This is a genomic window from Streptomyces sp. NPDC055189 (assembly GCF_053606765.1).
In genome coordinates this window covers 113,061-128,059 of the sequence record NZ_JBSGSG010000010.1, presented here as the reverse complement: position 1 = coordinate 128,059, position 14,999 = coordinate 113,061, and the positions used below count along the sequence as shown (strand labels likewise).

The following is a 14,999-nucleotide window of genomic DNA, read 5'->3' as shown; positions in this document are numbered from 1 at the left end:
AGCGGGGCTAGGAGTAGGTGTAGAAGCCGCGCCCGGACTTCTTTCCGAGCCAGCCGGCCTCGACCATGCGGCTCAGCAGCGGCGGCGGTGCGTACAAGGGCTCCTTGAACTCCGCGTACATCGCGTCGGAGACCGAGGCGATGACATCCATGCCGATGAGGTCCACCAGCTTGAGCGGGCCGATCGGATGGCCGCAGCCCTGCCGCATGCCCTGATCGATGACCGCCGCCGTGGCGAACCCCGACTCGACCATGCGCACCGCGGACAGGAGATAGGGGATGAGCAGCATGTTGACCACGAAGCCGGTCCGGTCCGCCGAGCGGATGACTTCCTTGCCGAGCGTTCCCGTCAGGAAATCCGCGGTGCTCTCCACCACGGAGGGGTCCGTGTGCAGCGAGGGAATCAGCTCGACGAGAGGGATGGTCTGGGCAGGGCTGAAGAAGTGGACACCCAGCACCCGGGACGGCCGGTTCGTCGTCCGGGCCATCCCCATGATGGACAGGGACGACGTGTTGGACGCGAGGACCGCTTCCGGATCCTCCACGATCTTGTCCAGCTCGGTGAAGAGCTCCGTCTTGACGGCGCGGCTCTCGGTGACGCACTCGATGACGAACTGGCGGTCCGCGACATCGAGCAGGTCGGTGGTGAAGCGGACCCGCCCGAGGCACGCCCGGACTTCGTCCTCGGTGATCTTCCCGCGCTGCGCGGCGCGCCCGAGGGAGTCTTCGAGGCGGATCCGGCGCTGCTCGACGGCGCCCGCCGAGCGCACCACGCCGACCACGTCGAGACCGGCACGTGCGCACAGTTCGATGATCCCGAGGCCCATCAGGCCGCAGCCGACGACGCCCACCCGGCGGATGCTCGTCGACGTCGGCGGAAGCTCCGTCATGACGCCTCCGACCAGCGCAGCAGGCCGGCTCCCAGAGACATCCCGCCCCCGAAGGTGCCGATGAGCACGATGTCGCCCGCGCCCAGCTCACCCGCGCGGTTGGCTTCGTCCAGGGTCACCGCGGCGGAGGCGCTGCCCATGTTTCCGTAGCGGTCCAGCGTGCGGTGGGTGCGCGCGCCGCCCAGGCCGGCGTGCTCGGCGAGCTGCCCCAGGAGGACGCCGTTCGGCTGGTGCGGCACGAAGTGGCGTATCTCGTCGATGCCGATGCCGCACTGGGCCGAAAGCTCTGCCACCAGCGGCGGGAAGTTCTCCATGACGAAGTCCCGCACACCACGTCCCTCCATCCGGAAGTAGTGGCCGCCCTCGGCCAGGGTCGTCTCCGAGGCGGGGAGCCTGCTGCCGCCCGCCTCGACCCGGATCAGTCGCTGTGCGTCGCCCCGGCTGGCGAGCCGGAAGTCGATGAACCCCCCGGACCCGGGCACGGCGGAGACCACTGCGGCTCCCGCGCCGTCCCCGAGCAGTACGGCGGTACGGCGGTCCGAGAAGTCGAGGCAGCGCGAGTAGAGATCAGCCGCTATCACCAGGACGCGGGCCGCCGGGCGCTGCGCCACCAGGGCACGGGCCAGTTCCAGGCCGTAGACGAATCCGCTGCAGACCACGTTGATGTCGAGGCACGCGGCGTTCCAGGCACCGATCTGGTCCTGCACCAGGTAACTGGTCGGCGGCTGGGGCGAGTCGCCGGTGGATGTGGACAGGATCAGGTAGTCGATCTGCCCGGCTTCCAGGCCGGCCTGCTCCAGCGCCTTCTCGGCGGCGCGGGCCGCCAGGTCGGACGTCGCTTCGGACGGCGCCGCATAACGGCGCCCCATTATCTGGGTCTTCCGCTCGATCCATTCGACCTCTACGCCGACCCGGGCGGCCACCTCCTCGTTGCTGATCTCCTCCTTCGGGACGTACGAACCTGTGCTCAGGATGCCGATTCCTTGCCTGGCCATGGCCAGTCCCCATTTCTTCCGGTGGTGAGGAGGGGTCGCGCCTGCTGCCGGGAGACGGCTGTCAGGCGGTCCTCAGGGCGGTGAGCCGTTCCTCACCGATGCGGGCCCGCAGGCCGGGGTCCGTGATGCCGGTGCCGTCCCGCGGTGCGAGGCAGCGGACCCCGACCTTGCCGATGTGCGCGTTGCGCTGGACCAGTCGCACGGCCTCGCCCACCTCCTGGAGCGGATAGACCGTGGACAGGACGGGGACCAGCTTTCCGAGGCTGAACAGGCGGCTGCACTCGGCCTGTTCCTGGAGGTTCGCGGCGTGGCTGCCGATGATCCGCTTGAGGTTCATCCACAGGTACCGGTTGTCGTACTGGTGCTGGTAGCCGGTGCTCGAACCGCAGGTGACCACGGTCCCGCCGCGGCGCACGACGAACACGGAGATGCCGAACGTGGACCGGCCGACGTAGTCGAAGGCGATGTGCGGGTCCTCGCCGACCTCCGCCCTGATCAGGCGGCCGAGGCGCTTGCCCTGTTCGATGGTGCGTTCCGGCGTGAGTTCGCCGCCGATGCCGATCTCGTTCCTGTTGATCACCACGTCACAGCCGAGGCGGCGCAGGAGCTCCGCCTTCTGTTCGGAGCTGACCACTCCGACCGGGATGCCGCCCGCGTTCTTGACGAGTTGCACGGCGAAGGCGCCGAGTCCGCCCGTCGCGCCCCAGATCAGCACGACGTCACCGAGCTTGACCCGGGCACCCCGGTCGCTGATCAGCATGCGGTAGGAGGTGGACGCCGTCAGCATGTTGCTGGCGGCTTCCTCCCAGGTCAGATGGGCGGGCTTGGCGAGCAGCTGGCTCGCCCGTACGACGGCGTAGTGCGCGAGACCGCCGAAGTTCGTCTCGAAGCCCCAGGCCCGCTGGCCGGCGCCGAGCATGCCGTCGGCGTGCGTGGCGGGCTCCTGGTCGTCCACTTGGATGCAGGTCGCCACGACATGGTCGCCCACGCGCCAGCGCCGTACCCCCGCGCCCTTGCGGACGATCACCCCGGCGGCGTCGGAACCGAGGACGTGGTGCGGCTGGTCGTGCCGTGCCGCGTAGCCGCCCTCCTTGCCGAAGCGGCGCAGGAAATCGAAGGTGGGCAGCGGCTCGAACATCGCTGACCAGACGCTGTTGTAGTTGACGGCGCTGGCCATGACGGCCACCAGGACCTCGTCGGGGGCCAGCTCCGGCATGGGAACCCGCCCCACCCGCAGCGACTTGCGTACGTCCTTGTCCTCGACCCCGGCGAACATGCCGGAGTCCTCCTTGCGTACGTGCGCCGCGAGGTACTCGCTCGGAACGTTCTCGGACTCCAGCACTTCCGGTGGCGCACCCGCGACAACGGCTTCGGCCAACGCGTCCATGGTCCTTCCCTTCTGCGATTCGTACTCGGTCAAGACGAAGTCCGGTTGATGAGCGAGTCCGCCGCCGCGATTTCCTCGTCGAGCAGGGCGAGCAGATCGATCTCCGAGGCCGCTGCCCCGGACGCTGTGCCGGCGGTCGGGTCCTGCTGTGCCGCGTCCCGGGGTTCGGCCGGTTCGTGCGGTCCGGCCGTGTCCTCATCGAGGCCCAGCACTTCCGTGGCCAGATGACGCACCACGGCAGCGGAGGTCGGATGCTCGAACGCCAGCGTCGCGGGCAGGCCGCAGCCGAAGCGCCGCTCCAGCCGGATCCGCATCTCCAGGACGGTGATGGACGTCATTCCGATCTCGAAGAACCCCTGGTCCGGGCCCAGTTCATCGGCGCTGTCCAGGCCGAGGACCGCCGAGACCTCCTCGAGGACGCAGTCGAGCAGCAACTCGTCGCGGTCCTGCGGGGGCAGCGACGCCAGCCGGTCCAGGAGCTCGCCCCGGCTGGCCGGTACGGCCGTCTCCTCCGCCGCGATCTCGCTGAAGAGCGGCCAGGGGAGGGCCTGTTGGTACAGGGGCAGGAGCAGGCTCCAGTCGGCCCGCGCCACCGCCGTCAGGGCGTCGTGCCCCGCCATCGTGTGGTCCAGGAGGTCCAGGGCGTCCGACGGCGCGAACGGCTCCAGACCACTGCGGGTCATGAGGCCGGCGCTGGCCCCGTCCAGCAGGCCGACGCCGTCCCATGGCGCCCACGCGACCTGGCGGACCGGCAGACCGAGCGAGTCCCGGTGCTCGGCAAGCGCCGTGAGGAAAGCGTCCGGCGCGGCCTGCCGACCGGAGCCCACCGCTCCCCACAGCGAGGCGACCGAACCGAAGACGACGAAGAGGTCGAGGTCAAGGCCTTCCGAGAGGCATGCGTCGTGCAACGTCCAGGCGCCGAGCGCCCGTTCGCGCAGCAGGCTCGCCAGCTCGTCGCGCTCCGGTGACGCGGCACCGGCGGCGTCCAGCTTCCAGTCGGTGCCGAGCCAGACCACACCGGCGACGGGAGCACCACGCTCCTCCGCCTCCTTGATCAGCCCCGGCAAGCCTCCCGGCCCCGGGCCGTCGTCCTGCGGCGCCGGCGTCCCGACCGGCACCACGTGGCCGGCGCCGCGCTGCTTCAGCCAGCGCTCGACGTGGCCGGTCAGCTCGCCGCCGTCCCCGGCGACCAGATAGGTCCGGTCGGTGCGCAGCGCGGGCACGTCCAGCTTCGGCTCCGGCGGTGCGCAGCGGGTGATGCGGGCGGCCAGTCTGCGACCGTCGCGGACGGCGACGTGGTCCTCGTCGTCCGTGGCGAGGAGTTCCGCGAGAACGGCGGCCGCGTCGGACCCGGCGTCACGGGCCAGCGGGTCCAGGTCGACGACTCCGCCCCACACCGCGGGCCTCTCCACCCCCGCGATGCCTGCGAGGCGGTGCACCGGCGCCCTCAGCGGCGCGGGCAGTTCGCCCTTCTGCGTGCGGGTCGCGCCACGCGTGACGTAGGTGACACGGGCCGGTTCTGGCCCGGCGCCGGTGACCGCCTGTGCGGCTGCGGCGACGGCGGGCACCGATGCGGCGACGTCGGCCGAGTCCAGGAGCGAGTCCTCGTCGCTGACCGCGTGATCCGGCAGGTCGAGCGCGGTCAGGTGCACGATGCCCTGCACCGAGCCGGCCGGCATACGGCGCAAGACCTCAGTGAGCCGCTCGGCCGACGGCTGCGCCCCCGCTTCCGGCGTGAGGGTCTCCACTTCTTGCCCGAACGTCCGCAGCAGGGCGGCCAGTTCGTCGGCGACGCCGCTCCGGTCGGCCAGCAGCAGCCAGTGCCCCGGACCCGCCGGGCCGCCGGGCACATCGGCGGCGTGCGGCCGTTCCGGCCAGGCGACCAGGTAGCGGCTCTCCGCCGCCCGCTGCCTCTCCTCGGCGCTGGGCTCCCGCTGAAGGGGCGGCGCGAGCACCAGGTCCCGCAGTTCGGCGACGACCTCGCCGCCCGGAGTGGTCACGCGGACATGGGCCTGCGGTGCGCCGTCGTGCTCCGAGGTCTGCCAGGCGGCGATGCGGACGCGATCGCCCGGCGTGCCGCGGACCAGGAGGGAACCGATCCGGCTGGGAACCAGCGGCTCGTCGTCGCCGAGCAGCAACAGCGGCAGGTGCAGCGCCGCCTCCAGGAGAGCGGGCCCGCACAGCCAGCGCAGGGTGGCGGGAGGGAGCTCCGCCTCGACCTCCACCGCTCTCTCGCCCCGCCGTACGGACAGGACGCGGGGCAGGCCGCCACCGGCGGCGGCGCTCCACCGCGCGAGCCGCTCATCGGGCTCCGCCCAGTGCGCCGGAAGCCCGTCCTGCGGGAACGGCAGGGGGGTGCCCGTCCCCGGCAGGGAGTTTCCGGTGGCGATCGTCCGGAACGGCGCCGCGGCGTCGGCCCGCCTCACGTGCAGCGAAAAGCCATGGGCGCCGGCCGGCCCGGGGGAGAGCACCAGCTGCGCGACCACGCCTTCCTCCGGCGTCACGAAGCCCGCGCCGCCCAGGACGACGTCCACGAGACGGCCGGGTTTGGCGCCGTTCCCGGTGACCGCGGCCAGGGCCATCTCCAGCCATCCCGCCGAGGCCAGCTGCGTCGCGTCGCCGACCTCTTGCGTGCCAAGGACTCCGGCCAGGTCGCCGCCGATCTCGGCCTCCACGATCCGGGAGCCTGCCGGGCCCGCGGTGCGCAGCTCGCGGGCGAGCAGCGGATGCCCGCCTGCCGCGCCCGCCCCTTGGCCCACGGCGGGCGCCGTCGTGTGCTCGACCCAGTAGCGCTTGTGCTGCCATGCGTAGCGCGGTGTGGTGGTGAGCCGGCCGCCCTGCGGGAAGAGCCGCTTGAAGTTGACCGCGCGGCCTCCGGCGTGGAGCGTGCCCAGCGCGGTGAGCAGCGCCTCACGGCCGTCGGTGTCCCGCTTCAGCGAGGGCACCAGAAGGGCGTCGGTGACGCCCGCGGCGTCCAGCTCGTGCTCGGTCGGCGCCAGTTGGAGAGGGTGCGGCGACAGCTCGACGAAGGTGTCGTAGCCCTCCGCGAGCAGGGAGCGCACCGAGTCCGCGTACCAGACGGTCTGGCGCAGGTTGCGGCCCCAGTAGTCGGCGTCCGGCGGCGTCTCCAGGCGCGCGCCCAGGACCGAGGAGTAGAGCGGGATACGCGGGGCGACCGCCGTCAGCTCGGCGAGCCGGTCCACCAGACGCGCCCGCAGCGGCTCGACCAGCGGGCTGTGCGCGGGGGCACCGGCCGCGACCTTCCGGAAGAAGATGTTCCGGCTGCGCATCCGTTCCTCGACCTCGGCCAGGGCACCGATCTCGCCCGAGATGACCGTGGACCGGTAGCTGTTGACCACGGACACGCAGAGCCGGTCCTCATAGCCCACGAGTTCGGCCGCGGTGCGCTCGGCGTCGAGACCCACCATGGCCATGGCACCCGTGCCCATGAGGTCCTTCAGGACCTCGGTGCGGTGCACCATGACGTCCACGGCCTGGGACAGGTCGAGCGCGCCGGCGCAGAGCGCCGCGGAGACCTCTCCCATGCTGTGTCCGGTGACCGCGGCCGGCTCCACACCGAGCCGGCGCCACATCTCCACCAGCGCGTACTGGACGCTGAACAGCAGGAACTGCTGGTCCAGTTCGGCCTTGGGTTCGCGGCCCTCGGCGAGGGTGCGCGCGACCGACCAGTCGAGATGGCGTCCCAGCTCCCTGTCGCAGGCCTCGATCGCCGTACGGAAGGCGGGCTCGTCGCGCATCAGGTCCTGGCACATGCCCTGCCAGTACGAGCCGTGCCCGGAGAAGACGAACACCGGTCCGCGCGAGGGTGGTCCGCCCGTGTGACCGACACTGAGTCCGGTCTGCACGCTCTCCCCGCGTGCGAAGGCGCCGAGCCGCTCGGCCAGTTGCCCGCTGTTCCTGCCCACCGCCACGAGACGGTGGTCGAGGTGGCTGCGGCGCAGGGCCGCGGTGTACGTGAGATCCGTGAGGTCCGGCCGCGGGCCGTCGTCGGCGGCGAGCAGTTCGCCGTACGCCCGTGCCTGCGCCTCCAGGGCGGGCCGGGTCGCCGCGGACAGCGGGAGAGCGAACATGCCCTCGGCGGCGGCGTCCTGCGTCACCGGCACGGGCCGGTCCCGCACGGGCCGGTCCCGCACGGGATCGGCGCCCGGTGTCTCGGCCAGCACCACATGGGCGTTGGTCCCGCTGAAGCCGAAGGCGCTGACTCCCGCGATCCGGCGTCCGCCGTCCGGCTCCCACGCCACGGACCGTGTCGGCACGTCGAGGGGCAGGCTGTCCCAGGGGATGTCCGGGCTCGGCTCCCGGAAGTGCAGATGCGGCGGGATCTCGGCGTGCCGCAGCGCCAGCACGCTCTTGATGAATCCGGCGATGCCCGAAGCCGCCTCCAGATGCCCGAAGTTCGTCTTCACGGAGCCGACCCAGCAGCGTCCGTCGTCCTCCCGCCGGCCGAGTACGGCGCCCAGCGACTGGAGTTCGATCGGATCGCCGAGAGGTGTGCCCGTGCCGTGCGCCTCGACGTAGCCGACTTCGTCCGGGCGCACGCGGGAGTCGGCGAGGGCCTCGCGCAGCAGGTCTTCCTGGGCCGGTCCGTTGGGCACCGTCAGGCCGCTGCTCGCGCCGTCCTGGTTGACGGCCGACCCCAGGACGAGCGCCAGCACGTCGTCGCCGTCGGCGAGCGCGGCCGACAGGGGTTTGAGGACGACGATGCCGCAGCCCTCACCGCGCGTGTAGCCGTCCGCCGACGCGTCGAAGGTCTTGCACCTGCCGTCGGGGGCGAGTGCCCCCATCGCACTGGTGGAACGGTGAATGGTGTCGTTCAGGATGAGGTTGACGCCGCCCGCGATCGCCACCTCGCTCTCGCCGGTGCGCAGGCTGCGCACCGCCAGGTGGATGGCGACGAGCGAGGAGGAGCAGGCGGTGTCCACGGCCAGGCTCGGACCGTGCAGGCCGAGCAGGTACGACAGGCGGCCCGTCGCGGCGGTGAAGGAGTTCCCCGTTCCGTAGAAGGCGTCGATGTTGTCCGGGTTGCGCGTGACGATCTGGCCGTAGTCCGTGGAATTCATGCCCAGGAAGACACCTGTACGCGTGCCCGCCAGGGCCGTCGGCGGCAGGCCCGCGTGCTCCAGCGCCTCCCAGGCGACTTCGAGGAAGAGCCGCTGCTGGGGGTCCATCACGCGTGCCTCGCGCGGCGGGACGCGGAAGAAGGGGGCGTCGAATTCGTCGACGCCGTCGATGAAGCCGCCCCGCCACAGACCGGCTCCCTCGAGCCGGCCCTCGGGAATGGTGCGGATGGCGTCGACCCCCTGACGGAGCATCTGCCAGTAGGCGTCCGGCCCTTCGGCTCCGCCGGGGAAGCGGCAGCCCAGGCCCACGACGGCGATGGGCTCCGGATCCGTCGGGCTGTCCGGCGCCGGGAGGGACGCGGCGCCGGACAGCGCCAGGGGCTCCTGCCGCGGTGCGGAACCGGCCGAGTCGACCGCCGCGTCCTGCGGAGGTCCGTCCTCGGGCCGGGCAAGCCGCGGCAGGAGGTAGTCGCTCAGCCGGTCGACCGTGGGGTGGTCCAGGGCCACGGTCTTGGGCAGCTTGATGTGCAGCGCCCGCTCCAAGGACCTGGCGAGCTGCACGGCGCCCAGGCTGTCCATGCCGAGTTCCGCGAAGCCCTGGCCGTGCTTGACCGTCCCGGCGTCCGTGAAGCCGAGAGCACGGGCGACCATCTCGGCGACCAGCGCGGTGAGTCCGGTCCTTTCGTACGACACGGCGGAGGTCTCCTGGACGGCCTGCGCCGCGGGTTCCGAAGAGGCCGGCGCGGCCGGCGGCGCGGAGTCCGGTGCCGTCTGCGGGAACCACAGCCGTTCTCCCTGCCAGGGGTAGCTCGGCAGCAGTTTGCTCAACTCGTCGTAGCGCGGGTTGACCTCGGTGAGGTCGGTGCTCACGCCGTGCGTGTAGAGGGTGCTCAGGGCGGTCCGCGAGGTGCGTACGTCGTCGGTGGCGCGCCGCAGCGACGGCACGATGACGCCGTCGAGTCCCTGTGCTTCCAGCTCCTGGGTGATCGGCTGGGACAGCACGGGATGGGGGCCGATCTCGACGAACGTCCGGTGTCCGGCGCGGATCGCCGCCCCGATGGCCTCGACGAACCGCACGGGGGCGCAGACATTGCGTGCCCAGTGCTCCGCGCCGAACGGCGTCGTGGCGTCATCGTCCGGGGTGGGCACCGTGGTGAACATCGGCACCGTGCACTCACCCGGCTCCATGCCTTCGAGCACGGAGGCCAACTCATCGCCGTACAAGGACAGTTGGGGAGTGTGGAAGGCGTAGGTGCCGGGCATCGTCCGGCAGTCGGCGCCCTGTTCCCGCACCGCATCGACGAACGCCTCGACCGTGGCTGGTTCACCCGCGACCACGGTGCTGCGGGGGCCGTTGACCGCCGCGATGTGCAGGCGGCCGTCGTAGGGACCCAGGAGGGCGGTCACCTCTGCCTCGGACAGCGCCGCGGAGGCCATTCGGCCCTGGCCGGCGATCGCCTGCAGCAGTCGGCCACGGTGCACGACGATGCGTGCGGCGTCCTGGAGGGACAGCGCTCCCGCCACATGTGCGGCGGCGATCTCCCCCATGCTGTGCCCCACCACGGCCCGTGGCCGCACGCCCCACGAGCGCCACAGCGCGGTCAGGGCGACCTGGACGGCGAAGACGACCGGCTGGGCGATCTCCGTGTCGGCGAGCCGGGAACGCTCCTCGTCGGCGGTCAGTTCCGCGACGACGGACCAGCCCGCGAGGCCGGAGATCAGTTCGTCGCACTCCTGGAGACTTGCGCGGAAGACGGGCTCCCGCTCCCAGAGCTGCCGCCCCATCCCGGGCCACTGTCCGCCCTGTCCGGAGAAGACGAAGCACACCTTGCCGGGCTTGCCCCCGGTGTCGTCGGCCACGGCGTCGACGGACGCGTTTCCGTACCTCAGCTGGGCATCGAGCTCGGCCGCCAGTTCCGCCGCGTCGGCACCGACGACGGCGAGCCTGCGCTGCTCGTGGTGCGTACGACGCCGGGCCGCGGTGTCGACGTACGCGCCCAGCACGCTCGTGCCGTTGCGCGGGTCCGTGTCCGTGTCCGTGGCGAGCCGGGAGAGCCGGTCATGGTGCGCGGCGGCCAGCTCGCGCAGCGCGCCGCCGCTGCGGGCGGACAGCGGAAGGACCAGCGGCCTGCCCTGCTCGTGGGCGGGGGAGGGCGGCGTGCCCACCGGGCGCGCGGGGGGTTCCTCGACGATCACGTGCGCGTTGGTGCCGCTGAGCCCGAAGGCGCTCACGCCCGCCGCCCGCGGCCGGTCCGACCTGCCCGGCCAGGGCAGCGACCCCGACGAGGACGGCGGCTTGAGCCGCCACTCGTCCCAGGCGATGCCCGGATTGGGCGTGTCGAGATGGAGGTGGGGCGGGATCTCGCCGTACCGGACCGCGAGGGCGGCCTTGAGCAGGCCGGCGACTCCGGCCGCCGCGTCGGTGTGGCCCAGGTTCGTCTTCACCGAGCCGACCGTCAACGGTTCGTCGTGCGGCCTGCCGCGGCCCAGGACATGGCCAAGCGCGTACATCTCGATCGGGTCGCCCAGCGGGGTGCCGGTGCCGTGCGCCTCGACGTAGCCGATGTCGTGAGGCTGCATGCCCGCGCTGCGCAGTGCGTCCTGGAGCAGCTCCTGCTGGGCCTCGGTGTTGGGCACGGTCAGGCCGACGCTCTGCCCGTCGTGGTTGACGGCCGAGCCCCGGATGACCGCGAGCACGTCGTCCCCGTCGGCGAGCGCGTCGCTCAGCCGCTTGAGGACCAGTACGGCGCAGCCGTCGCCCCGTACGATGCCGTCCGCCTTCGCGTCGAAGACCTTGCAGCGGCCCTCGGGGGACATCGCGCCCGCCTGGCACATGAACATCGTCAGCTCGGGCGCGAGCAGCAGGTTCACGCCGCCCACCAGCGCCGCGTCCGACTCGCCGAGGAGCAGGGACTGCCGGGCGAGGTGCACGGCGACGAGCGAGGAGGAGCAGGCGGTGCTCAGAGAGATGCTCGGGCCGCGCAGCCCCAGGTGGTAGGAGAGCCTGCCCGAACTGAAGCTTGGCTCCTTGCCCGACGCGTACCAGGGGTCGATTCCGTGGCGACCGGCCTGCTGGGAATGGAGGACGAAGTAGTCCGCGCCGAGCCCGCCGGTGAACACCGCGGTGCGGGTGTCGGCGAGCGTCTTGGGGCGGATCCCGGCGTCCTCCAGGGCCTCCCAGGCGACTTCGAGGAGCAGCCGCTGCTGCGGGTCCATCTGCCGCGCCTCGCGGGGCGCGATCCCGAAGAAGGCGGCGTCGAACATGTCGGCGTCCGGCAGGAAGCCGCCCCAGCGGGTGTACATCTTGCCGGGCGTCCCCGGTTCGGGATCGTAGTAGCGCTCCAAGTCCCAGCGGGACGGGGGCACTTCGGTGATTACGTCGGTGCCGTCGCGCAGCAGCCGCCACAGCCCGTCGGGCCCGTTGGCACCGCCGGGGAAGCGGCAGCCCGCGCCGACGATGGCGATGGCTTCTTGTCGGTCGACGCTCATGATTCCTCCGTGCGCGAGAGCCCGGGCCGCAGCAACTGCGCGTAGTCACCGCGCCAGTAGGCCAGCGGACGGCGTTCCTGCTCGGTGCCGCCGCCGACGATCCGGCCGACGAGCAGCGTGTGGTCCCCGACGAGCACGGACTGGGCCAGTACGCACTCCGCGTGGGCCACCGTCGGCTCCAGGAGCGGCATGCCGGTGACCTTGCCGGGCTCCCAGCCGAGCTCGTCGAACTTCGTCCTGGAGTCGGAGGCGAACAGATTGGAGACATTGCGGCCCTGCTCGCCGAGGAAGTTCACCGCGAACCGGCCGGTCTCGATGATCGTCCGCAGGGTGCCGCTGCGATTGCTGACGCCGGACAGCAGCATCGGAGGGCTGGCGGAGACGCTGCAGACGGCCGAGCAGGTGAAGCCCTTGGGCCCGGAGCCGTCCAGCGTGGTGACCACGCTCACGCCGCTGGCGAGGGAACCCATCAGGGAGCGGAAGGTCTGCCGGTCGATGGACTCGGGGGCGCCGGTGTCGAAAAGGTGCTGGTCGGCGGAGATTCCCATCACTGCTCACCCGCCTCGGCGTCGGAGACGAGCCGGCGCCTGTCCACCTTGCCGTTGGGTGTTCTGGGCAGGTCGGCGCAGACCGATATCCGGTCCACGATCATGTACGTGGGCAGGCGTTGGGCGCAGTGCCGCTTGACGGCGAGGAGCGTAGGGGGCTTCTCGCCGGAGGGGACGAGCGTCGCGTGCAGCCGCGCGCCGAAGCCGGAGCCGAGCACCACCACGGCGGCGTCCGTGACGGAGTCCATCGAGGCCAGTGCCGCCTCGATCTCGCCCAGCTCGATGCGGTGGCCCCGGATCTTCACCATGTGGTCGCGCCGGCCGGCGTAGTGCAGTGTGCCGTCCGCGTCCTGGCGGGCGATGTCGCCGGTGCCGTAGGGGCCCTCGTGCGGCTGCTGTCCCCAGTAGCCGAGCATCACGGTCGGTCCCGAGACCACGATTTCGCCCTCGTCGCCCGCATCGAGCAGCACGGTGTCGCCGGAGCAGGCGCGGCCGATGGGCAGCGGCGTTTCGCGTTCCAGGTCGGCGTCCGTGACCTCGTACGACGTGCACACATTGGTTTCGGTCGGGCCGTACCAGTTGAGGAGGCGCACCTTGGGCCAGGCCTGGCGCAGCGCCTGGACCTGGGGGAGGGCAAAGGGTTCCCCGGCGAAGACACACGCACGCAGTTCCGTGGGGGGCGCGTCGTCGAGGAGCTGTCCGTCGCGCATCATCAGGCTGAGTGCGGAGGGCACCGAGTACCACACGGTGATCCCTTCGTCCCGCAGGAACCGCACGAGCTGGGCGGGCGCGTAGGCCATGTCCTCCGGCACCAGGTGCACCGAGGCTCCGGAGAGGAACGCGGCGTAGAGATCGAAGACCGAGAGGTCGAAGTTGAACGGGGCGTGATTGGACAGCCGGTCGTCGGGACCGACCTCGAGTTCCTCCGCCGCCCACTGGACGAAGGCCAGCGCGTTGCGGTGGCTGATGCAGACGCCCTTGGGCGTGCCGGTCGAGCCGGAGGTGTAGAGGATGTAGGCGGGGTCGTCCGGCCCGTTCTCGTACGGCGACGGTGACGGCGACGGTGACCCGGCCGGTGCCTCCGCCAGGAGGTCCGCGAAGCTCGCGACGCGTCCGGACCAGTCGGCCCGGGAGGCGCGCTCGGCGCCTTCGCCGTCGGCCACGACGAGTGCCGGCGCCGCGCTGTCCACGATCAGTGACAGGCGCGCGGGCGGGTTGGAACCGGCCACGGGGACGTAGATGGCGCCGAGCCGCAGTGCGGCCTGCATGACGGCGATCACGGAGACGCTCTTGTGGCTCCAGATGACCACACGGTCACCGGGGCGCACTCCCCGGGCGGCGAGCGCCGCGGCGTAGCGGTCGGCGAGCCGGTCGAGTTCCTCGTACGTGGCGCGCTCCTGGAGACCGGCCACGGCCAAGGCGTTCGGGAAGGTCTTCGCCGAATCGATGAGCAGCTGGTGCAGCCTCATATCCCGAGCTCCCTGGTGATGATCTCGCGCTGGATGTCGGAGGTTCCGGAGAAGAGCACCGAGGGCACCGCGTCACGCAGCGCGGCCTCGATGCGGTCGGCACGCTGGTAGCCGCGCCCGCCGAAGATCCGTACGGCGTCCAGCGAGTTGCTCAGCACGCTTTCGGAGACGGCCAGCTTCGACAGCGCGACGGACAGCGTGGCGGGGTTGCCCTGGTCCATCTCCCAGCAGGCGCGGTAGAGCAGCAGACGCGCGCTCTCGGTCCGCAGCTTCATCTCGGCGATCCGGTGGGAGACCGCCTGGAAGTCGATCAGGCGGTGGCCGAACTGGCGCCGGTTGCGGGCATGTTCGGAGCATTGGTCCACCAGGCGGTCCATGAGGCCCAGATAGCCGGCGAACAGGCAGGCGCGTTCCCACCCCATGGAGTGCTGGAAGATCGCTCCGCCTTGCCCCGGCTCACCCAGGGTGTCCGAGTCGGGTACGAAGCAGTGGTCGAACCGAATGGTGCCCGCGGGGCACTGCAGCAGGCCCATCTTGTCCATGGCCTCGCCGATCGTGAGGCCCTGCGCGCCGCGGCGCACGACGAATCCGGTGACACCGAAGTGACCGGCCTTGGGGGCGGTGGTGGCGTAGGTGACGTAGACGTCCGCCACGGGACCGTTGCTGACGAAGCTCTTCTCGCCGTCGAGCAGCCAGCCGCCGTCGGTGCGTCGTGCGGTGACGGACAGCCGGGAGACGTCGGAGCCCGCTTCCGGCTCGGTCATCGCGTTGCCCGCGATCAGCTCACCGGTGCACATGCGGGGCAGCAACTCCTCGCGCAGCTCCGCCGATCCGAAGCCCACGAGCGGCATGGCGCAGGCGAACAGATGGGCACTGGCGGCGAAGACGAGCCCGGTCTCGGGGCAGCCCCGGCCGAGCGCCTCGACCTGGTGCGCGGTGTCCAGGGCGCCGAGTCCGCCACCTCCGTGGCAGGCCGGGACGCTCAGCCCCAGGAGCCCCAACTTGCCCAGGCGCAACCAGTCCTCGCGCTGGTAACGGGTCGTCGCCTTCGACGTGTCCTCGAAGGGGAACGCCGCGCGCACATCGGACAGCGTCTTCTCGTACCGGGCCAGTTGGTCGTCGTTCCAGCCGAAGTCCACGG

The 14,999-nt window shown here is 71.7% G+C and carries 7 protein-coding genes; all 7 read right to left on the bottom strand.

The window, feature by feature from the left end; translation table 11 throughout:
* Window positions 1-7 precede the first annotated feature (7 nt).
* The 7 genes from ACWFR3_RS10260 to ACWFR3_RS10230 all read right to left on the bottom strand — a co-directional run bounded on the left by ACWFR3_RS10260 (window position 8) and on the right by ACWFR3_RS10230 (window position 14,997).
* A complete protein-coding gene (locus ACWFR3_RS10260) occupies window positions 8-889 on the bottom strand; it encodes a 3-hydroxybutyryl-CoA dehydrogenase (RefSeq protein ID WP_453734123.1) in 882 nt (293 codons plus the stop codon).
* Window positions 886-1,884 (bottom strand): 3-oxoacyl-ACP synthase III family protein, encoded by a 999-nt coding sequence (locus ACWFR3_RS10255; RefSeq protein ID WP_453734122.1) that lies wholly within the window; start codon window positions 1,882-1,884, stop codon window positions 886-888. Before ACWFR3_RS10255 ends, ACWFR3_RS10260 begins: the two co-directional genes overlap by 4 nt.
* Window positions 1,885-1,945: 61 nt before the next feature.
* Entirely contained in the window at window positions 1,946-3,271 is a 1,326-nt protein-coding gene (gene ccrA / locus ACWFR3_RS10250) for a crotonyl-CoA carboxylase/reductase (protein ID WP_453734121.1), read from the bottom strand.
* A gap of 29 nt (window positions 3,272-3,300) precedes the next feature.
* Entirely contained in the window at window positions 3,301-11,841 is an 8,541-nt protein-coding gene (locus ACWFR3_RS10245; protein ID WP_453734120.1) for a type I polyketide synthase, read from the bottom strand.
* Complete coding sequence (locus ACWFR3_RS10240) at window positions 11,838-12,389, bottom strand: flavin reductase family protein (protein WP_453734119.1); 552 nt, start codon at window positions 12,387-12,389, stop codon at window positions 11,838-11,840. Before ACWFR3_RS10240 ends, ACWFR3_RS10245 begins: the two co-directional genes overlap by 4 nt.
* Window positions 12,389-13,858: an amino acid adenylation domain-containing protein gene (locus ACWFR3_RS10235; RefSeq protein WP_453734118.1), complete on the bottom strand. Its 1,470-nt coding sequence runs from the start codon at window positions 13,856-13,858 to the stop codon at window positions 12,389-12,391. Before ACWFR3_RS10235 ends, ACWFR3_RS10240 begins: the two co-directional genes overlap by 1 nt.
* On the bottom strand, window positions 13,855-14,997 hold the full coding sequence (locus tag ACWFR3_RS10230; protein WP_453734117.1) for an acyl-CoA dehydrogenase family protein: 1,143 nt from the start codon (window positions 14,995-14,997) through the stop codon (window positions 13,855-13,857). The genes ACWFR3_RS10235 and ACWFR3_RS10230 overlap by 4 nt, the downstream gene beginning before the upstream one ends.
* Between the last annotated feature and the right edge of the window lie 2 nt (window positions 14,998-14,999).

Excerpts from the sequence above, each read along its gene's own strand:
- ACWFR3_RS10240 (WP_453734119.1), bottom strand. The coding sequence starts at position 12,389 with ATGGGAATCTCCGCCGACCAGCACCTTTTCGACACCGGCGCCCCCGAG.
- ACWFR3_RS10260 (WP_453734123.1), bottom strand. The coding sequence starts at position 889 with ATGACGGAGCTTCCGCCGACGTCGACGAGCATCCGCCGGGTGGGCGTC.
- ccrA (WP_453734121.1), bottom strand. The coding sequence starts at position 3,271 with ATGGACGCGTTGGCCGAAGCCGTTGTCGCGGGTGCGCCACCGGAAGTG.
- ACWFR3_RS10245 (WP_453734120.1), bottom strand. The coding sequence starts at position 11,841 with ATGAGCGTCGACCGACAAGAAGCCATCGCCATCGTCGGCGCGGGCTGC.
- ACWFR3_RS10255 (WP_453734122.1), bottom strand. The coding sequence starts at position 1,884 with ATGGCCAGGCAAGGAATCGGCATCCTGAGCACAGGTTCGTACGTCCCG.
- ACWFR3_RS10235 (WP_453734118.1), bottom strand. The coding sequence starts at position 13,858 with ATGAGGCTGCACCAGCTGCTCATCGATTCGGCGAAGACCTTCCCGAAC.